14 protein-coding genes and 1 tRNA gene are annotated in these 20429 nt (G+C 63.1%); 11 read left to right on the forward strand and 4 right to left on the reverse strand.

Annotation, left to right across the window (positions count from 1 at the left end; all coding sequences use genetic code 11):
- Positions 1 to 271: 271 nt before the first annotated feature.
- Both F7R11_RS09785 and ompR read right to left on the reverse strand, forming a co-directional pair.
- On the reverse strand, positions 272 to 1633 hold the full coding sequence (locus tag F7R11_RS09785) for an ATP-binding protein (RefSeq protein ID WP_021194603.1): 1362 nt from the start codon (positions 1631 to 1633) through the stop codon (positions 272 to 274).
- Between the two features lie 34 nt (positions 1634 to 1667).
- Positions 1668 to 2390, reverse strand: coding sequence for an osmolarity response regulator transcription factor OmpR (gene ompR, locus F7R11_RS09790; protein ID WP_004627064.1), 723 nt, complete (start codon positions 2388 to 2390; stop codon positions 1668 to 1670).
- 180 nt (positions 2391 to 2570) lie between these two features.
- Between ompR and F7R11_RS09795 the strand changes: the two genes are divergently transcribed.
- The 3 genes from F7R11_RS09795 (at position 2571) to F7R11_RS09805 (ending at position 5966) form a co-directional block, all read left to right on the forward strand.
- Complete coding sequence (locus F7R11_RS09795) at positions 2571 to 3041, forward strand: hypothetical protein (RefSeq protein WP_064802941.1); 471 nt, start codon at positions 2571 to 2573, stop codon at positions 3039 to 3041.
- A gap of 80 nt (positions 3042 to 3121) precedes the next feature.
- On the forward strand, positions 3122 to 4738 hold the full coding sequence (locus F7R11_RS09800) for a DUF1800 domain-containing protein (protein WP_064802943.1): 1617 nt from the start codon (positions 3122 to 3124) through the stop codon (positions 4736 to 4738).
- Between the two features lie 25 nt (positions 4739 to 4763).
- Entirely contained in the window at positions 4764 to 5966 is a 1203-nt protein-coding gene (locus tag F7R11_RS09805) for a DUF1501 domain-containing protein (RefSeq protein ID WP_064802945.1), read from the forward strand.
- Here F7R11_RS09805 and hpnD read toward each other — a convergent pair whose 3' ends face one another.
- On the reverse strand, positions 5967 to 6800 hold the full coding sequence (gene hpnD, locus F7R11_RS09810) for a presqualene diphosphate synthase HpnD (RefSeq protein WP_064802946.1): 834 nt from the start codon (positions 6798 to 6800) through the stop codon (positions 5967 to 5969).
- A 196-nt stretch (positions 6801 to 6996) separates the two neighbouring features.
- Here hpnD and F7R11_RS09815 point away from each other — a divergent pair, with 196 nt between their 5' ends.
- The 4 genes from F7R11_RS09815 (at position 6997) to acnB (ending at position 14580) form a co-directional block, all read left to right on the forward strand.
- Positions 6997 to 8226: an efflux RND transporter periplasmic adaptor subunit gene (locus F7R11_RS09815; RefSeq protein ID WP_197495027.1), complete on the forward strand. Its 1230-nt coding sequence runs from the start codon at positions 6997 to 6999 to the stop codon at positions 8224 to 8226.
- 38 nt (positions 8227 to 8264) lie between these two features.
- Positions 8265 to 11384: an efflux RND transporter permease subunit gene (locus F7R11_RS09820; RefSeq protein ID WP_064802947.1), complete on the forward strand. Its 3120-nt coding sequence runs from the start codon at positions 8265 to 8267 to the stop codon at positions 11382 to 11384.
- Between the two features lie 128 nt (positions 11385 to 11512).
- Positions 11513 to 11599 (forward strand) — tRNA-Leu (locus F7R11_RS09825).
- Positions 11600 to 11994: 395 nt separating this feature from the next.
- The gene (gene acnB, locus F7R11_RS09830) at positions 11995 to 14580 is read left to right on the forward strand and encodes a bifunctional aconitate hydratase 2/2-methylisocitrate dehydratase (protein ID WP_064803111.1); all 2586 of its coding nucleotides are present in this window, start codon (positions 11995 to 11997) and stop codon (positions 14578 to 14580) included.
- Positions 14581 to 14707: 127 nt separating this feature from the next.
- Here the strand turns inward: acnB and F7R11_RS09835 are convergent, their stop codons facing one another.
- The gene (locus F7R11_RS09835) at positions 14708 to 16027 is read right to left on the reverse strand and encodes an MFS transporter (protein ID WP_064803113.1); all 1320 of its coding nucleotides are present in this window, start codon (positions 16025 to 16027) and stop codon (positions 14708 to 14710) included.
- Between the two features lie 148 nt (positions 16028 to 16175).
- Here F7R11_RS09835 and cyoA point away from each other — a divergent pair, with 148 nt between their 5' ends.
- The 4 genes from cyoA (at position 16176) to cyoD (ending at position 20416) form a co-directional block, all read left to right on the forward strand.
- The gene (gene cyoA, locus F7R11_RS09840; protein WP_064803115.1) at positions 16176 to 17252 is read left to right on the forward strand and encodes a ubiquinol oxidase subunit II; all 1077 of its coding nucleotides are present in this window, start codon (positions 16176 to 16178) and stop codon (positions 17250 to 17252) included.
- A gap of 80 nt (positions 17253 to 17332) precedes the next feature.
- On the forward strand, positions 17333 to 19336 hold the full coding sequence (gene cyoB / locus F7R11_RS09845) for a cytochrome o ubiquinol oxidase subunit I (RefSeq protein WP_064803117.1): 2004 nt from the start codon (positions 17333 to 17335) through the stop codon (positions 19334 to 19336).
- A complete protein-coding gene (gene cyoC, locus F7R11_RS09850; protein ID WP_021194592.1) occupies positions 19329 to 19985 on the forward strand; it encodes a cytochrome o ubiquinol oxidase subunit III in 657 nt (218 codons plus the stop codon). The genes cyoB and cyoC overlap by 8 nt, the downstream gene beginning before the upstream one ends.
- Positions 19982 to 20416: a cytochrome o ubiquinol oxidase subunit IV gene (cyoD, locus tag F7R11_RS09855; protein ID WP_064803119.1), complete on the forward strand. Its 435-nt coding sequence runs from the start codon at positions 19982 to 19984 to the stop codon at positions 20414 to 20416. The genes cyoC and cyoD overlap by 4 nt, the downstream gene beginning before the upstream one ends.
- Positions 20417 to 20429 lie beyond the last annotated feature (13 nt).

Genomic DNA, 20429 nt, shown 5'->3' on the forward strand with positions numbered 1-20429 from the left:
GCGCCTCCTGAAGTTGTGCAGTGGGGGAACAGAGCTTGCAAACGCAGACTCGCCGCCGCCCCGGCAATGGGAAGAGGGGGAGCGGAGAGACGAAGAACGCGGCGGCGGGAGAGCGCAGCCTGCCGGCTGGAGTATGGTTGACGATCTCGTAACCGGCTAGTTGATAATCTCAACGGCCGTCATAGCAGATACGCAGGGCATGCTGATTCGATCACGCTAGTCGCCGCGCATGACAGCCGTGGAAGCAGGGGGTGTGCCTGAGCGGCGCGGATCAGTAGCGCGTGTAGCAGGCGCTGACGACCAGCCCGGTTTCCGGTGGTGTGCGGTTCTCCAACACCAGCCGACCGCCGCTGCGCTGCAGGATGCGATTGACGATCGACATGCCGAGCCCGGCCCCCTTGGCCTCGCTGCGGGCAGATTCGAGCCGGTAGAACGGTCGCGTGAGCAGCCCAAGCTGATCGACGGGCACACCGGCGCCGCGATCGGCCACGCACAACACCACCTCGTTGTTCTGCAGCACGGTGCTGACCGTGATGTCGGCGCGGCCGGTGCCGGGCGTCTTGCCGTACCGGCGTGCGTTCTCAATCAGGTTGTCGAGAATGCGCTGCGTCTCCATCCGGTTGCAGCGGGCGATGGCCTGCGGTGCGAGCTTGAGCGTGAGATCGATGTCGTCGTGCGCCGAATACACCGGTGCCGTGTCGCGCACGAGTTCGGTCAGATCCACCTCTTCCTGCATCTCACTGGACGGGCGCGCGTAGTCGAGGAACTGGCCGATGATGGCGTCCATCTGCTCGATGTCGGCCACCATCAGCTCGCGCGTTTGTTCGTCGACGGGGCTCATCTCGGTTTCCAGCCGCAGGCGTGTGAGCGGCGTGCGCAAGTCGTGCGAAATGCCAGCCAGCATGACGGCGCGGTCGGCCTCGAGCTGTTTGAGGTCGCGCACCATCTGGTTGAAGCTGTGATTGGCCTGCGCCACTTCGGTGCCACCGGCTTCCGGCAGTGCTTTCGGGTCGTCGCCCGCGCTGATGGCGCGCGCCGTGTCGGCTAGGCGCTTGAGCGGCTGGTTCACGCGCGAGGTGATGAATGCCGCGCCCAGCACCGACAGCACCAGCGCCGCCATCGACCACCACAGCCACTGCAGCCCCGGTACGTGCTCGAAACGATCCGGGCTGATGGCAACCCAGTAGTCATCGCCTTCGATCTGGAAGCTCACCCACACGCCCGGAATATCGTTGACCGCCGTGGCGATCACCGTTTCGGCACCCAGCCGGTTGCGGATTTCCTGCTGGACGAGTTGCGTCAGATAGGGGTTGGTGTGCGGCTCGCGGTACTCGTCTTCCTTCTCACGCGGGTAGACCTTGATGCCTTCGTTCTGCACGAGGTCCAGCAGCAGGAAGCGCCGGCGCGCCGGGTCGGAATACAGCAGCGCCGCCCGCGTGAGCTTGACCACGCTGACCACCTGCATGGCGATCTGCTGCGCGCGTGGTTCACGCTCGAAAATGCGGAAGCTCTGGAACCAGACGCCCAGCGAGATGGCAATGAGCAGAGCGATCAGCATGAAGGTTCGCCAGAACAGCGAACCAAACACACTGATCAACAGATGCCGCAGCGCGGCCGGACGCGGAATGCGCAAGTCGGTTGCGGAAGAGAGGGGTTACTTGGCGCCCTTACTTGGCACCATCAGGAATGAACACGTAGCCCAGGCCCCAGACCGTCTGGATGAAGCGCGGGTTGCTGGCGTCAGGCTCGATCAGCTTGCGTAGGCGCGAGATCTGCACGTCCAGGCTGCGGTCGAAGACTTCGTATTCACGGCCGCGCGCCATTTCCATGAGCTTTTCGCGCGATAGGGGTTGGCGCGGATGGCGCGCAAACACCTTGAGCACGGAGAATTCGCCCGTCGTGAGCGTGATCTCTTCGTCGTTCTTCTTGAGCGTGCGCGTGGCCAGGTTCAGCACGAAATCGCCAAAGGCGAAGGTTTCGGGCGTTTCCGACGGCGCACCCGGAATCTCGGCGGGCCCACGGCGGCGCAGTACGGCGTGAATGCGTGCAATCAGTTCGCGCGGGTTGAAGGGCTTGGGCAGATAATCGTCGGCGCCCATTTCGAGGCCGACAATGCGATCCACGTCTTCGCCCTTGGCGGTGAGCATGATGATGGGCGTCTGATCGTTTGCGCCGCGCAGGCGACGGCAGATCGACAGGCCATCTTCGCCCGGCATCATGAGGTCGAGCACGAGCAGGTCGAAGCGCTCACGCAGCCAGAGTTTGTTCATCGCGGTGGCGTTTTCCGCCACCAGCACGGTGAAGCCCTGCTCCCCGAGGTAGCGGCGCAGCAGATCGCGCAGGCGGGGATCGTCGTCGACGACGAGAATCTTTTGACCAGAATTTTCCATGGCGCTAATGGTAACGACAAAAACAGAGGCTCGTGGCGCGGCAGAACCCCAATTGAAACAGACGGTTACATTATTTACCGGGCCACACGAACAGTCTGTAGGAGGCACGGCTACACTGCCTTGGCGGTTCCTCAGTTGGGGTCAAATCGTGTTGACCCCCATAAAGGGGACTGGCGTGCAATGCGGTTGCCTGATATCGATTGTCGCGCAATGATGCATGGCGCATCGGTTTCCAGCAACATGGACGTGGCTTCTCTCTCTCTCTTGACGGATCGATCAGCAAGTTTCCTGCAGCGCTTGGCGCTGACGGCGTGTGCTGCCGCCCTCTGCCTGGCGTATCTGCCGGCACAGGCGCGCGGGCCGCACAATGCGCCCCCCAGTGGATTTGGTGGCGGAAACGGGTTCGGTCGATTCAACGGCGGCAACTTTTTCGAGGCCGCCGCGCCGCACAAGGGCGGGAACCAAGGTGGGGCGCGCGGTAACGAGGCGGATGAACGCCGTCGCCGTGCCGCCGCCATGGAAAACCGCCGAGCCGAGAACGAAGGCCGGTCGTCGCCACCCCCGCAGCGCAAGCTGTCCCCCGAGGAACGCAAGCAGTTGCGTCAGAACATCTATGACGTCACGCGGGACATCTATCACCGTGGCGGCTAGATAGGAGCTGGGAAACGGCGCGCAGTCGCTGCCCCGGCAAAAGCAGCAAAGGGGCAGTAGGGTCGACTCGGGGGACCGACATGCGAGTACGTAGCACGATTTTCTTGGCGCTGGCAGCCGCTGGCGTTCTTTCACTTCCACCCGCGCAGGCGGCGACGCAGGACAAGCCGCATCGCCACAGCACGCATGCCAAGGCACCCGTTGCCGACGAGCAGCGGCTGGACCGCGAAGACGCGCGCTATTTCCTCACCCGTATCGGTTTTTCGCCGTCTGAGAGCGAACTGGATACGTACGCCGGATTGACGCACCGCGAGGCCATCGACCGCGTGCTGGCGCAGACGGGCACGGTTGCCACTACGCCGCCGCCGGCGTGGGTCGACGAACCGATCATCCCCTACAACAAGCTGCCCGACGAAGACGCCCGCAAGGCCGCGCGCCAGAAGAACGCTGCGCACGAGCTGGAACTGCGTGCCTGGTGGATGGGCGAGATGATCAAGACGCCGTCGCCGCTGACCGAGCGCATGACGCTGTTCTGGCACAACCACTTCGTGTCCAGTACGCAGAAGGTGCCGTTTGCGCAGTTGATGTACCGGCAGAACGTGCTGCTGCGCCAGGACGCGGTCGGCAACTTTGGCACGATGCTGCACGCCATCGGCAAAGACCCGGCAATGCTGATCTACCTGGATGGCGCCGATAGCCGCAAGGGCAAGCCCAACGAGAATTTCGCGCGCGAGGTGATGGAGCTCTTCACGCTAGGCGAGGGGCACTACACCGAGCAGGACATCAAGGAAGCCGCGCGCGCCTACACGGGCTGGAGCATCGACCGCGACCACGACTTTGCCTACATCTGGCGCCCGCAAGTCCACGACACGGGCACCAAGACGGTATTCGGCCAAAGCGGCGATTACGACGGTGACCAGATGCTCGACATCCTGCTGTCCCGTCCGGAGATGGCCACCTTCATTGCGACCAAGCTGTGGCGCGAGTTCGTTTCACCTGACCCGGACGCGGCGCAAGTGCAGCGGGTGGCCGATGCGTTCCGCTCAAGCGGCTACGACATCAAGGTTGCCCTGCGCGAGCTGTTCATGACGCCGGCCTTCTGGGCACCGCAGACACGTGCAACGCTGGTGAAGTCGCCGGTGGAGATGATTGTCGGCACGCTGAAGGAATTCAACGTGCAGTACTCCGACCCGACGCCGTTCGCGATCAAGTCTGCCCAGCTTGGGCAGAACCTGATGGCACCGCCCAACGTGAAGGGCTGGCCGGGCGGCGATGCGTGGATCAACTCGACCACGCTGCTGGGGCGCAAGCAGTTTCTCGATCAGTTGTTCCGTTCGACCGAGATGAAGGCGCCGGCACAGCAGGCCCAGCAGCAGAAGCCCGGCGTGATGGTGGCGGCCATGCGTGCAGACCTGAAGGAAGGCGGCGCCGTGCAGGGCTTGGGGCAGGCGCTCAAGGGCATGGGCCAAGAGGGCCGCTTCAAGCTGGCCCAGTCGCAGACGATGGTGTCGTTCAACTCGGCCAAGTGGCTGGCGCAGTTCGGGGCGGATGGGGATGATCCGCCGCAGCTTGGGCCGCGCATTTCGATCCAGCGCGCTGTGCTGCCGATCGAGCCAACCGCACCCATCCCCGTCAAGCTGGCTGGTACCGCGTACCTGCGCACGCTGATGATGGACCCCGCCTACCAATTGAAGTAACGCCATCTCTGCAGGAGCACACATCATGGAACGTCGCGATTTTCTGAAGGCGGGCGCCATGCTTGGCCTTGGTGGCGCTGCATCCGGTCTCCCGGGTGTGGTCTTTGCTCAAGGGCAACGGGATCAAGGCGGGCGCAAGGGCTACGGCAATCTGCTGATTCTCATTGAGCTCAAGGGCGGCAACGACGGCTTGAACACCGTCGTGCCGTACACCAGCGCGCAGTACTACGCGCTGCGCCCGCGCATTGCCATCAAGCGTGAGCAGGTGCTGCAACTCGATGACCGCTACGGCCTGCACCCGTCTCTGCAGGGGATGATGCCGCTGTGGCAGGCGGGCGAGCTGTCGGTGGTGCAGGGGCTGTCGTATCCGCAGCCGAATCTCTCGCACTTCCGCTCGATCGAGATCTGGGATACGGCGTCGCGCTCGGATCAATACCTGCGAGAAGGCTGGTTGACGCGCGCGTTTGCCGCGCGGCCGGTGCCGGCTTCGTTCGGTGCGGACGGTGTGATCATTGGCACTGCGGATCTTGGCCCGCTCGATGGCGGCTCCCGGGCGGTGGCGCTGGCCAATCCGGACGCGTTCCTCAACGACGCGAAGCTGGCGATGCCGTCTCACGCCATAGGCAATGCCACGCTTGAGCACGTGCTGAAAGTCGAGGCGGATATCGTCAAAGCGGCCGACGGGCTGCGGCCGAAGGCGGGCAAGTTTGCGTTCCAGACGCACTTTCCGGATGGCGGCTTCGGCAACTCGATCAAGGCGGCGATGCAGGTGGTGGCCGCTCCCGGACATGGCGGGGCCGATGTGGCCGTGGTGTGCCTGTCGCTGGGCAGCTTTGATACGCATACCAACCAGCAGGGCACGCAGGCGAACCTGCTGAAACAGTTGGGCGATGGCATTGCCTCGCTCAAGAGCGCGCTCACGGAATTGGGGCGCTGGAACGACACGCTGATCGTGACGTATTCCGAGTTTGGTCGCCGCCCGCGTGAGAACCTGAACAATGGCACGGACCATGGCACCGCCGCTGCGCATTTCGTGGCAGGCGGTCGTGTGAAGGGTGGACTGGCCGGGCAGGGGCCGATGCTGGAACGCTTGGATGGCGGCGGCAATCTCGATCCATCGGTCGATTTCCGCTCGCTTTACGCGACGGTGCTGGAGCGCTGGTGGGGAATGGATTCCCAGTCCGTGCTCGCCGGGCGGTTCGCCCCGCTCGACCTCATCAAGGCCTGATCAGCCGCGGATTTGTGTCTTCCAGGCCAGCCATAGCTTGCGCAGCGGCGTGAGGTCGGTGCGCTGCGTGAGCACCTGGAAGCCGTCCGCCTCCACCTCATCGAGCAGGCGCATGGCCAGCACGCCGCGGATCAGCGCTGAGCGCTGGGCGCGGCGGTCTTCAGCGGGCAATGCGGCCAGGGCTTCCTTGTAGGTCGTGCGGGCACGCTCGGCCTGGAACGCCATCAGCGGTTTGAAGCCTTCTGCATAGCGGCGGTTGAACAGGTCGGCCGCGGGTACGTTGAAGCGCTGCAGTTCGTCCACGGGAACGTAGACGCGGTTGTGGCGCACGTCTTCCCCCAGGTTGCGAATGAAGTGGACCAATTGCTCGGCCAGCGACAGCAGCCGTGCGAATTCCAGCGTGCGCGCATGCGTATGGCCGGCGATGCGTGCAGCCAGTCGGCCCGCCACACCGGCTACCTGATCGCCGTGGCGACGCAGGTTGGGCCAGTCCAGGTAGCGGTTCTGCATGGCGTCGGCCTCAACGCCTGCCAGCAGTTCGCCCAGGTGCACTGCGCCAATGTCATAGGCTGACAGGTGCGGTTGCAGCGCCTTGGTGGCGGGGTGCTCCGGGCGTCCTTCGAATAGTCGGGCCAGCTCCAGGCGCCACCATTGCAGCTTCGTTTGCACGACGGCCGGGTCGGTCGCATCACGCACGGCATCTTCCAGTTCACGGCGCACGGCTTCCAGCGCGATGGTCGCGCGGCGGCGCTCGGGCGTCAGAAACAATACGCTGTAGTACAGATCGCTGCCGGGCGGGGCGGCCTTGTCGGCGCAGTAGTCGTCGGGGGTCACGGAAGAGGCCGTCGCGGTGGACGTGATGTCGGAAGATAAGCTGGGCGGCCATTCTACATGGCGCTGCAGTGCAGCATGCGAGAGGCCGCTGCCAAGCGGTCAGCAATAAAAGTCAATCAGACCACGCCGTGTCGTTGACCCTGCGCATTGCCGTGGGTATATTACTGACCGGTCAGTTATTTACTGAGAGCGTGTCATGCCCGCCGTGCCTGCGATGTATCCGTCGTACCCGCATTCCGACTCCACCGGTTCCTCCGACACGCTTGCGCTGTCGCGAGGGCGCTCTTGGTCTCTGGCCATATCAACGGTTTTGCTGACTGGCGCAGTGCTGTTGGCTGGCTGCAGCAAAGAACAGCCCAAGGCGCCAGAAGTCCGCCCCGTACGCACCCTGACGGTCACCAGCGAGCAGGGCGCCGGCACCGCAGAATTCTCCGGCGATGTGCGCCCGCGCATTGAATCGCGCCTGGGCTTCCGCGTGCCGGGCAAGATCGTCGCGCGGCTGGTCGACGTGGGGGCCACGGTCAAGAAAGGGCAAGTGCTGGCTCGCCTGGACCCTGCCGATCTGGCGTTGGCACAGCAGTCCGCCCAGGCCCAGTTGTCGGCTGCCAAGACTGACCGCGATCTGGCTGCGGCCGATCTCAAACGTTTTTCTGAACTCTTTGCCAAGGGCTTCATCAGCGCGGCTGAGCAGCAACGGCATCAAGCCAACTACGACGGCGCGCAGGCTCGCTACGAGCAGGCGGCTGCCGGCTATCGCAATCAGTCCAACCAAGCCGCCTATGCCACGCTCGAAGCCGATGCAGATGGTGTAGTGACGGGCGTCGACGCCGAGGTCGGGCAGGTGGTATCTGCCGGCCAGCCGGTCGTGCGCGTGGCGCAGACGGCCGAGAAAGAGGTTGTGGTCGGCATTCCCGAAGACCAGGTGGACACACTGCGCAAATCGCCCGACGTGAGCGTCAAGCTGTGGGCAGACCAGTCGCGCAGCATTCCGGGCAAGGTGCGCGAGATTGCGCCAGCGGCCGACCCGCTCACGCGTACGTACACCGTGAAGATTTCGGTGCCCAACCCGCCGCCCGAACTGAAGCTGGGCATGACGGCAGTGGCCAGGTTCGTGCGCCCTGCAGTTGGCACATCGGGTGGTGCGGACAGCGGCGGCATGGGAGTGCGCGTGCCGATCAGCGCGCTGCTGCAGGAGCAGGGCAAGAACGTGGTGTGGCTGTATGACGCCGCATCGCAAACGGTCAAGCCCGTGCCGGTGACGGTGGGTGAGCCGCGCGACAACGTACTGCTCGTCACCAGCGGCCTGACACCCGGCCAGACCATCGTGACCGCCGGCGTGCACCTGCTCAAGCCTGGCCAGAAGGTGATGCCGATGGCCCCGGCGGATCAGCCGTCGGCCCAGTCCGCCATCACGCCGCGCCGCTAAGCCGCGCTTCCAGCCCAAACACGCCTACCTTCGCGCGCATGGAACACTCCCGTTTCAACCTGTCACGCTGGGCGCTTGAGCATCAACCGCTCACGCGTTTTCTGCTGGTGGCGCTGCTGCTCGGCGGCATCTTTGCGTATTCCAAACTGGGGCAGGACGAAGATCCGCCGTTCACCTTCCGCGCGATGGTGGTGCAGGCCTTCTGGCCCGGCGCCACGGCCGAGCAGATGTCGCGCCAGGTGACCGACAAGATCGAGAAGGCACTGCAGGAAGTGCCGTACGCCTGGAAGATCCGCAGCTATTCCAAGCCCGGCGAGACGCTGGTCACCTTCCAGTTGGCCGATACGTCGCCCGCCAAGGAGACGAAGCAGCTCTGGTACACGGTGCGCAAGAAGGTGGGCGACATCGCGCCCACGCTGCCCCAAGGTGTGCGCGGGCCGTACTTCAATGACGACTTCGGCGATGTGTACGGCTCGATCTACGCGCTGTCCGCCGATGGCTTTACCTATCGCCAGCTCAACGATTACGCCGATTCGATCCGCCAGCAACTGCTGCGCGTGCCCAACGTCGCCAAGGTGGAAACGCTGGGCGATCAGGACGAGAAGATCTACATCGAATTCCAGCAAGCCAAGCTGGCGCAGATGGGGCTGGACATCAACAGCATCGCCACGCAGATTGGCCAGCAGAACAACATCGGCCCCAGCGGCGTATTGGTGACGCCGACCGACAACGTGCAGATTCGGCTGTCCGGCCAGTTCTCAGACATTCGTGATCTGGAGAACCTCACGCTGCGCGGCCCTGGTGGCACGACCAACATCCGCCTGGGCGACATCGCCACCGTCAAGCACGGCTACATCGACCCGCCGCACGCCAAGATGCGCTACAACGGCAAGGAAGTCATCGGGCTTGGCATCTCGATGACCAAGGGCGGCGACATCGTCCAGCTCGGCAAGGACCTGCGTGCCACGGTCGACAAGATCCGCGCGAAGCTGCCGATGGGCATTGAGATGGAGCAGGTGCAGAACCAGCCGAAATCGGTGCAGAACTCGGTGGGCGAATTTGTGCACGTGCTGATCGAGGCCGTGGTGATTGTGCTGGGCGTGAGCTTCCTCTCGCTGGGGTTGCACACCAAGCCGAAGCTGCGCATCGACGTATGGCCGGGGTTGGTGGTGGGCCTGACGATTCCGCTGGTGCTGGCGGTGACGTTCCTGTTCATGAACATCTTCGACATCGGCCTGCACAAGATATCGCTCGGCGCGCTGATCATTGCGCTGGGCCTGCTGGTGGATGACGCGATCATCGCGGTCGAGATGATGGTGCGCAAGCTGGAAGAGGGCTTCTCCAAGATGGAAGCCGCCACCTTTGCGTATAGCTCCACGGCCATGCCGATGCTGACCGGTACGCTCATCACCGCTACGGGTTTCCTGCCAGTGGGACTGGCGCGCTCGACGGTGGGTGAGTACACCTTCGGCATCTTTGCGGTGACGGCGCTGGCGCTGGTGCTGTCGTGGTTTGCGGCGGTGGTGTTCGTGCCGTACCTCGGCTTTCTGCTGTTGCGCACCAAGTCGCACGTGGGTGACGGCGGCCACCACGAGCTGTTCGACACGCCGTTCTACAACCGCTTCCGCGGCTGGGTGAACTGGTGCGTGGAATATCGCAAAACCGTGATCGTCGTGACGTTAGTGACGTTCGGGTTGGGTGTGTTTGGCTTCAAGTTCATCGAGAAGCAGTTCTTCCCCGATTCCAGCCGCCCCGAGTTGATGGTGGAACTGTGGTTGCCGGAAGGCTCCAGCTTCAGCCAGACCGAGGCTGAGGCCAAGCGTTTTGAAACGCTGATGCGCAAGGAGCAGAACGTCGAGAGCGTGACGCTGTTCATTGGCTCCGGTGCGCCGCGCTTCTACCTGCCGTTGGACCAGATCCTGCCGCAGACCAACGTGGCGCAAGCCATCATCATGCCGACGTCACTGGAGGCGCGTGCCGGTGTGCGGCAGCACGTCATCGGCTTGCTCAAATCGCAATTCCCGCACCTGCGCGGTCGCGTGAAGCTGCTGCCCAATGGCCCGCCCGTGCAGTATCCGGTGCAGTTCCGCGTGATGGGCCCGGACATGGGCGGCGTGCGCAAGATTGCCGATCAGGTCAAGGCGATCATGGTCGCCAACCCGAACACCGTGGGCGTGAACGACAACTGGAACGAGAACGTCAAGGTGCTGCGCCTGGACATCGACCAGGACAAGGCACGCGCGCTGGGCGTGTCGACGGGTTCGATCTCGCAGGTCACGCAGACGGTGATGTCGGGCGCGCCGATCGCCCAATACCGTGATGGCGACAAGCTGCTCGATATCGTCATGCGCCCGCAGGAAGACGAGCGCAACACGCTCGACGCACTACAACGCGTGCAGGTACCGACCGCCAGCGGCCGCACCGTGCCGCTCACGCAGGTGGCACGCGTGGGCTTTGCGTGGGAGCCAGGCGTGATCTGGCGCGAGAACCGCGACTACGGCATCACCGTGCAGTCGGACGTGGTCGATGGCGTGCAGGGCCCGACCGTGACCGCGCAGATCAACCCGCTGCTCGACAAGATCCGTGCGGACTTGCCGCCCGACTACCAGATCAAGATCGCCGGCGCGGAAGAAGAGAGCGCCAACGCAGGTGCGTCGATTGCCGCGCAGATGCCGCTGTGCATCTTCATCATCTTCCTGCTGCTGATGCTTCAACTGCACAGCTTCTCGCGTTCGGTGATGGTGTTCCTGACCGGCCCGCTGGGGTTGATCGGTGCGGCCGCGACGCTGTTGCTGCTGCGTGCGCCGATGGGCTTCGTGGCACAGCTCGGTATTACCGCGCTGATCGGGATGATCATCCGCAACTCGGTCATTCTGGTGGACCAGATCGAGCAAGATGTGGCGGCCGGCGTGCCCACCTGGACCGCCATCGTCGAAGCTGCCGTGCGGCGTTTCCGCCCGATCATCCTGACAGCGGCAGCGGCGGTGCTGGCGATGATCCCGCTCTCGCGCAGCGTGTTCTGGGGGCCGATGGCCGCCGCCATCATGGGCGGCCTGATCGTCGCCACGGTGCTGACGCTGCTGTTCCTGCCGGCACTGTATGCGGCGTGGTTCCGCGTCAAGCGGCCCGAAGCCGACGCGCCCGCGCCGACTGCCTGAGGTTCGCATCCATCCGAAAGCCGCCCCGGCCAATTATGTCGGGGCGGGGATGGAAACCTACGAACGACTGCGATATAATCGCGGGCTTCCTTTCCGGCGCTCCATCAACGGGCGCCGCGATCCATCCAGCGAGGGTGGCGAAATTGGTAGACGCACCAGGTTTAGGTCCTGACGCCAGCAATGGTGTAGGGGTTCGAGTCCCCTCCCTCGCACCAGCATTCCCTTATCAATCGGGCCAGTAAGTTCTCTGGTCGGCAAGAATCCTGTGGGGTTTTGCCGGTTTTGCGCCCGATTTGCCTGAATTTCCGCCGGTACTGCGTGCGAATTGCGAGAGATCCCTGAGGGCGTTCTCGCTGCAGTTCACGTCACGCGCGCCGAATCCGCTGCGGTATCCAGATAACCCGCTTCTTGTAGCCTAGGGGCAGGGCACTGGCCGAGCCGGCGAATCAGCCCCGAACGCGGTCATTTTGCCTCTTGACTCTTATATAAGATATAAGACATTTGACCTCGCGGGATGTTGCGATTAGAATCGCGCCGAAGCGGCGCCCGGGGCAGCACTCGGCGTGCCGGAAAAACCGTCCTCTGAAACGCAATCCCAGCAGGTCTCCCCATGCTTGAAAACTATCGCGCTCACGTGGCCGCTCGCGCCGCGCTCGGTATTCCCCCGTTGCCGCTGACGGCTCAACAGACCGCCGAACTGGTCGAACTGCTGACCAACCCGCCCGCTGGCGAAGAGCAGACCCTGGTCGACCTGATCACCCACCGCGTGCCCGCCGGCGTGGACGAGGCTGCCCGCGTGAAGGCCGGCTTCCTGGCTGCCGTGGCCAAGGGCGAAACTGCCTGCACGCTGATTTCGCGTGCGCACGCCACTGAGCTGCTCGGCACGATGCTGGGCGGCTACAACATCCAGCCGCTGATCGAGCTGCTGTCGGATGCTGAAGTCGGCGCCACCGCTGCCGAAGCGCTGAAGAAAACCCTGCTGATGTTCGACCAGTTCCACGACGTGAAGGAACTGGCCGACAAGGGCAATGCGAACGCCAAGGCCGTGCTGCAAAGCTGGGCCGACGCCGAATGGTTCACGAGCCGTCCGGAAGTGCCGCAAAGCCTGACCATCACCGTGTTCAAGGTCACGGGCGAAACCAACACCGACGACCTGTCGCCGGCACCGGACGCCACCACCCGCCCGGACATCCCGATGCACGCATTGGCGATGCTGAAGAACGCACGCCCGGGCATCACGCCGGAAGAAGACGGCAAGCGCGGCCCGGTCAAGTTCATCGAATCGCTGAAGGAAAAGGGTCACCTGGTCGCCTACGTCGGCGACGTGGTCGGCACCGGCTCCTCGCGCAAGTCGGCCACCAACTCGGTGCTGTGGTTCACGGGCGAAGACATTCCGTTCGTGCCGAACAAGCGCTTCGGCGGCGTATGCCTCGGCGGCAAGATCGCCCCCATCTTCTACAACACGATGGAAGATGCCGGCGCACTGCCGATCGAACTCGACGTGTCGCAAATGGAAATGGGCGACGTGGTTGAACTGCGCCCGTACGAAGGCAAGGCGCTGAAGAACGGCGTCGTGATCGCTGAATTCCAGGTCAAGTCCGACGTGCTGTTTGACGAAGTGCGTGCCGGTGGCCGCATTCCGCTGATCATCGGCCGTGGTCTGACCGCCAAGGCACGTGAAGCGCTGGGCCTGGCCCCGTCGACGCTGTTCCGCCTGCCGCATCAGCCGGCCAACAGCGGCAAGGGTTTCTCGCTGGCGCAGAAGATGGTCGGCCGTGCATGCGGTCTGCCGGAAGGCCAGGGCGTGCGCCCGGGCACGTACTGCGAACCGAAGATGACCTCGGTCGGCTCGCAGGACACCACGGGCCCGATGACCCGCGACGAACTGAAGGATCTCGCGTGCCTCGGCTTCTCGGCCGACCTCGTGATGCAGTCGTTCTGCCACACCGCCGCTTATCCGAAGCCGGTCGACGTGAAGACGCACCAGACGCTGCCGAACTTCATCAGCACGCGCGGCGGCATCGCGCTGCGCCCGGGCGACGGCGTGATCCACTCGTGGCTGAACCGCATGCTGCTGCCCGACACCGTCGGCACCGGCGGCGATTCGCACACGCGCTTCCCGATCGGTATCAGCTTCCCGGCAGGTTCGGGCCTGGTCGCCTTCGCAGCCGCCACCGGCACGATGCCGCTGGACATGCCGGAATCGGTGCTGGTCCGCTTCAAGGGCAAGATGCAGCCGGGCGTCACGCTGCGTGACCTCGTCAACGCGATCCCGCTGTACGCGATCAAGCAAGACATGCTGACGGTCGCCAAGCAAGGCAAGAAGAACATCTTCTCGGGCCGCATCCTCGAAATCGAAGGCCTGCCCGACCTGAAGGTCGAGCAAGCGTTCGAGCTGTCGGACGCATCGGCTGAGCGTTCGGCAGCCGGTTGCACGGTGCACCTGAACAAGGAACCGATCATCGAATACCTGAACAGCAACATCACGCTGCTCAAGTGGATGATCGCGCAGGGTTACCAAGACGCCCGCAGCCTGCAACGCCGCATCAAGGCGATGGAAGCCTGGCTGGCCGATCCGCAACTGCTGCAACCGGATGCCGACGCCGAATACGCCGCCGTCATCGAGATCGACCTGGCCGACATCCACGAGCCGATCGTCGCATGCCCGAACGACCCGGACGACGTGAAGACGCTGTCGGACGTGGCCGGTGCCAAGATCGACGAAGTGTTCATCGGCTCGTGCATGACCAACATCGGCCACTTCCGTGCCGCGTCGAAGCTGCTGGAAGGCAAGCGCGACATTCCGGTCAAGCTGTGGGTCGCGCCGCCGACCAAGATGGACCAGAAGCAACTGACCGAAGAAGGCCACTACGGCGTGTTCGGCACGGCCGGCGCGCGTACGGAAATGCCGGGCTGCTCGCTGTGCATGGGTAACCAGGCTCAGGTGCGCGAAGGCGCGACGGTCATGTCGACGTCGACCCGTAACTTCCCGAACCGTCTGGGCAAGAACACGAACGTGTATCTGGGCTCGGCGGAACTGGCAGCGATCTGCTCGCGTCTGGGCAAGATCCCGACCAAGGAAGAGTACATGGCCGACATGGGCGTGCTGACCGCCAACGGCGACAAGATCTACCAGTACATGAACTTCGACCAGATCGAAGACTTCAAGGAAGTCGCCGACACCGTGCAGATGTAATCGGGTTGTCGGGCTACGGCGGGTTGTTTCCGTCGTAGTGGCATGAAAAACGCCGCAGGCTGTATGTCTGCGGCGTTTTTTTTTGGCGCCTCACCTAGCCCAGCGGGGTTCGCCTGGCGGGAAAGGCTCACGCATCAGGCGTGCCCAGCGCCTGATTGATCCGCAGGGCAATCAACGTACCCGCCACGCCTGACAGCAAATACAGGCTGACCGCCGCAAGGCCAAACAGCGACGACAGCCCCAGCGCCACCAGCGGCGCGAATGCCGCGCCAAACAACCAGCCGAAGTCCGTGGTCAGGGCAGCACCGGTATAGCGGAATCGGCGCTCGAAGTTCGATGTCACGATCCCGGCCGCCTGGCCGTACGACAGCCCCAGCAGACCAAAACCCACCAGGATGAATGTGTCCTGTCCCGCGACACCGCCGTCGAGCAGCCAGGGCGTGGCCAGGCTGAAGATGCCGATCAGCACGGCCATGGCCGCCAGCGTGGTGCGCCGGCCGATGCGGTCCGCAATCAAACCGGAGATCAGCGTGCCGATGAGTGCGATCACAGCGCCGACAATCTGCACCGCCAGCACGGCAGACACACTCTGTGTTTTGCGCAGGACCACCCAAGACAGCGGGAACACCGTCACCAGGTGGAATAGCGCATAGCTGGCCAGTGCCGCGAAGGCCCCCAGAAAGATGTTGAAACCCTGCGCGTTCACCATCTGCAGGGTGCTGATCGGCTCTAGTTCGCCTTCTTCGAGTAGCTGCGTGTATTCGTGCGTCACCACCAGCCGCAGCCGTGCAAACAATGCCACCACGTTGATGGCAAACGCCACGTAGAACGGATAGCGCCAGCCCCAGTCGATGAATTCCTGGAAGGTCAGGCTGGAGTAGAGGAACAGGAACAATGCTCCCGCGATGATGAAGCCGGTTGGCGCGCCCAGTTGCCCCAGCATGGCGTACCAGCCGCGCTTGTTCTCGGGCGCGTTCAGTGCGAGCAGTGACGGCAGGCCATCCCACGAACCGCCAAACGCAATGCCCTGCATGAAGCGAAACAGCGCCAGCAGATAAATTGCCGAATGACCAATCGATGCGTACGGCGGTAGGAACGCGATGCCCACCGTGGCGGTGCCCAGCAGAAACAGCGATGCGGTCAGCTTGATGCCGCGCCCCCACCGGCGCTGGATGCGCATGAACAGCGCCGTGCCGAACGGGCGCCCGATAAAGGCAAACGAAAAGATCGTGAAGCTGAACAGCAGCCCAGCCAGTTCGCCAGTGAACGGAAAGTAGACCGTCGGGAAGACGAGCACCGAGGCGATGCCGTAGACGAAGAAGTCGAAGTACTCCGACGCTCGCCCGATCACCACGCCTGTGGCGATCTCGGCAGGTGCCACTTCATGGTGCCCAGGGGCGGGCGGCGCAGTGGGAGAGGCGCGATGCTGGTGGGTCAGACTGGCCATCGTGGAGTCTCCATCGAAGGGTAGGTGTCGTACTGAACACAAACTCGGCAAGCACAAGTCCAAGAATAGCGCCTAAACTGCAACAGCAAATCGAAAGATCGCTGGGCGTCTCCCAGCGCGACGTTAACCAGACGCCACTTCCGAGACCATGCCACGCTTCGATGCAGCGGTGACACTCCTCAGCGTTACGGGAAGATCGCTTTTGCGAAGTGCCGCAATCGCCTCATTGGTGATCCTTGCGGGATGTAGCAATGCGGTGCTGTTGTCGCCCGCTGGCGACATGGCGTTGCGACAGCGGGACCTGATCATCATCGCCACGTGCCTGATGCTGTTGATCATCGTGCCCGTGATCTTTCTCACGCTGCTGTTTGCATGGCGATACCGGGAGGGCGCCAAAGACGCGCCCTACAACCCGGAGTGGGACCATTCCACGGTGCTGGAACTGGCGATCTGGGCCGCGCCGCTGTTGATCATCATCACACTGGGCGCCATCACCTGGGTTAGCACCCACCAGCTCGATCCGTACCGGCCGCTGACGCGGCTCGATGAACATCGCCCGGTCGCTGTGGAGAGCAAGCCACTCATCGTGGAAGTGGTGGCGCTGGACTGGAAGTGGCTGTTCCTCTATCCCGAGCAGGGCATCGCCACCGTCAATGAACTGGCTGCGCCGGTGGATCGGCCGATCGCGTTCAAGATTACGGCCACCTCGGTCATGAATGCGTTCTTCGTGCCTTCGCTGGCAGGCATGGTCTATGCCATGCCGGGCATGGAAACCAAGCTGCATGCGGTCATCAACCAGCCGGGCATCTACGACGGATTCTCATCCAACTACAGCGGCGCGGGCTTCTCGCACATGCGGTTCAAGTTCCATGGCTTGTCCAACGAGGATTTCGATCGGTGGGTCCAGCAGGTCAAGTCGTCTGGCACGCAGTTGTCGAAGGACACCTACCAGAAGCTGGCCCAGCCCAGCGAAAGCGAACCGGTACAACGCTATGCCAGCGTGGCACCGAACCTCTACGACCTCATCCTGACCCGTTGTGTAGATGCCCAGACGTGCCAGCCGAAGGTCATGGCGCGCAATCGTGACGGCGTGCGCAACAGTAATCGCGGTAGTGACCGGTTCGATCCGACGGCGGAAATCTGCACCGCGAGCAACACGGCCGATGCCATGCCAATCTTTGCGCCGGATGTCGCCAGCAACGACAACCGACGGCTGTTGCAGTAGCGCACGACCCTGCGCCCCTTTGACGCTTTTCGCCAATGTTGATCGGCCACGATTGATCAAACCAGGCCCAGGTGACAACCATGCCCGAGCGTTCCGAACTCGCCAATCTGATCTTTGGCCGCCTGTCGTGGGAGGCCATTCCGTACCACGAGCCGATCCTGCTGGCCACCTTCGCAGTGGTTGCGATTGGCGGCCTCGCAGTGGTGGGGCTGCTGACCTACTACCGCGTCTGGGGCTATCTGTGGCGTGAGTGGTTCACCAGCATCGATCACAAGAAGATCGGCATCATGTACATCGTGCTGGGCATCGTGATGCTGCTGCGCGGCTTTGCCGATGCCATCATGATGCGGATGCAGCAGGCGGTCGCGTTTGGCGCTAGCACTGGTTTCCTGCCACCGCATCACTACGACCAGATCTTCACTGCGCACGGCGTGATCATGATCTTCTTCGTGGCCATGCCGCTGGTGACGGGTCTGATGAACTTCGTCATGCCGCTGCAGATTGGCGCGCGTGACGTGGCGTTCCCGTTTCTCAACAACTTCAGTTTCTGGATGACCACCGGCGGCGCCATCCTGGTGATGATGTCGTTGTTCGTGGGCGAGTTCGCGCGCACTGGCTGGCTGGCGTATCCGCCGCTGTCGGGCATCCTGGCGAGCCCCGACGTTGGGGTCGATTACTACATCTGGGCATTGCAGGTGGCCGGGGTTGGCACCGTGCTATCGGGCATCAACCTGCTGGTGACCATCGTCAAGATGCGTGCGCCGGGCATGACGCTGATGCGTATGCCGATCTTCACCTGGACGGCGCTGTGCACCAACACGCTGATCGTCGCCGCCTTTCCGGTGCTGACGGCCGCGCTCACGTTGCTGGCCCTGGACCGCTATGCCGGCACCAATTTCTTTACGATCGACCAGGGCGGCAGCGCGATGATGTACGTGAACCTGATCTGGATCTGGGGCCACCCCGAGGTCTACATCTTGGTTCTGCCGGTGTTTGGCGTGTTCTCGGAAGTGGTGGCCACGTATTCGCGCAAGCGCCTGTTCGGCTACGCGTCGATGGTCTACGCGACGGTCGTGATCACGGTGCTGTCGTATCTGGTTTGGCTGCACCACTTCTTCACGATGGGGTCGGGTGCGAGCGTCAACTCGTTTTTCGGGATTACAACGATGATCATCTCGATCCCGACGGGTGCCAAGATCTTCAACTGGCTGTTCACGATGTACCACGGCAAGATCCGCTTCGAGCCGCCGATGCTGTGGACCATCGGGTTCATGGTCACCTTCGCCATTGGCGGCATGACCGGTGTGCTGCTGGCGGTGCCGCCGGCCGATTTCTCGCTGCACAACAGCCTGTTCTTGATCGCCCACTTTCACAACGTGATCATCGGCGGTGTGCTGTTTGGGCTCATGGCGGGCATTTCGTACTGGTTCCCCAAAGCGTTCGGCTACCGGCTGGTGTCGTCGTGGGGTAAGGCCTCGTTCTGGTTCTGGTTCATCGGTTTCTACTTTGCGTTCATGCCGCTGTACTGGCTGGGCATGCGCGGCGTGACCCGCCGCATGAGCCATTTCGACGATCCGTCATTGCAGATCTGGTTCCAGCTTGCTGCATTCGGCGCGCTGCTGATTGCCATTGGCATTGCCTGCTTCCTGATCCAACTGGTGGTGAGCTTCCTGCGCCGCGAAGAACTGCGTGATACGACCGGTGACCCATGGAACGGCCGTACGCTTGAGTGGTCGACCTCGTCGCCGCCGCCGCAGTACAACTTCGCGCTCACGCCACTCGTGCATGACTCCGATGCCTGGTGGCAGATGAAGCAGTACGGCTACGAGCGGCCGCAAGAGGGCTTCGTCCCGATCCACATGCCGAAGAACACGGCGGCAGGCATCCTGCTGGCGGGACTGTCCACGCTGTGCGGCTTTGCGTTGATCTGGCACATCTGGTGGTTGGCCATTGCATCGTTCGCGGCCACGATTCTCTCGGCCATCATCCACACCTTCAACTACAAACGCGACTACTACATCCCGGCGGAAGATGTGGTCCGGACTGAAGCATCACGTACCCAACTGATGGCAAGCCATGGCTGATACGACCGTACCCTTGCATGCGAACAGTACCGCCGGGGCGGATGTGGTCCCGCCCGGCGGCTACCAGTTCCACGTCACCGGAGAGCATCACGTGCCCAACGGCACGCTGCTTGGGTTCTGGATCTACCTGATGAGTGATTGCTTGATATTCGCGTGCCTGTTCGCCGCTTATGGCGTGTTGGGCCGCGAATACGCGGGCGGGCCGACCGGGGCGGAGCTGTTTGAGCTGCCGCTCGTGGCGCTGAACACGTCCTTCCTGCTGCTGTCGTCGATCACGTATGGCTTTGCAATGCTGCAGATGCAGCAGAACAAGGTCCGACCGATGCAGCTCTGGCTGGCTATCACCTGGCTCTTCGGTGCGGCGTTTCTAGCGGTGGAACTCTACGAATTTGCGCACTTGATCCATGAGGGAGCAGGGCCGCAGCGCAGCGCCTTCCTGACATCGTTCTTCTCGCTGGTCGGTACGCACGGGTTGCACGTGACGTTCGGCCTGATCTGGCTGATCGTGCTGATGCTGCAGGTGTCGCAACACGGGCTGATTACCGCCAATAAGCGCCGGCTGATGTGCCTGTCGATGTTCTGGCACTTTCTGGACGTCGTCTGGATCGGCGTCTTTACCTTCGTCTACCTGATGGGAACGCTGCCATGAGCGCGCACGACCAAACGATCAGCGGACACGGCGATGGCCACGCTCATCACCACGAGCATCACGAAGAAGAGGTCGGGCCGCACGCCACACTGGGTGGCTACCTGACGGGTTTCGTCCTGTCTGTTTTCCTGACGGCGATTCCGTTCTGGCTGGTGATGGGCAACGTGTTCGATAAGTCGTCGACCACGGCGGTGGCGATCCTGTTGATTGGCGCGGTGCAGATCGTGGTGCACATGATTTACTTCCTGCACATGAACGCCAAGTCCGAGGGCGGCTGGAACATGCTGTCGCTGATGTTCACGCTGGTGCTGGTGGTCATCACGCTCAGCGGTTCGCTCTGGGTGATGTATCACCTGAACACCAACATGATGCCGCACATGCGGCCCATGCCAGGCTCAGGCAGCGCGATCTTGCCGCCGCGGAGCCAGTAGGGCGGTGGATGCT

The organism is Ralstonia insidiosa, from assembly GCF_008801405.1.
In the GTDB taxonomy this organism is placed as follows: domain Bacteria; phylum Pseudomonadota; class Gammaproteobacteria; order Burkholderiales; family Burkholderiaceae; genus Ralstonia; species Ralstonia insidiosa.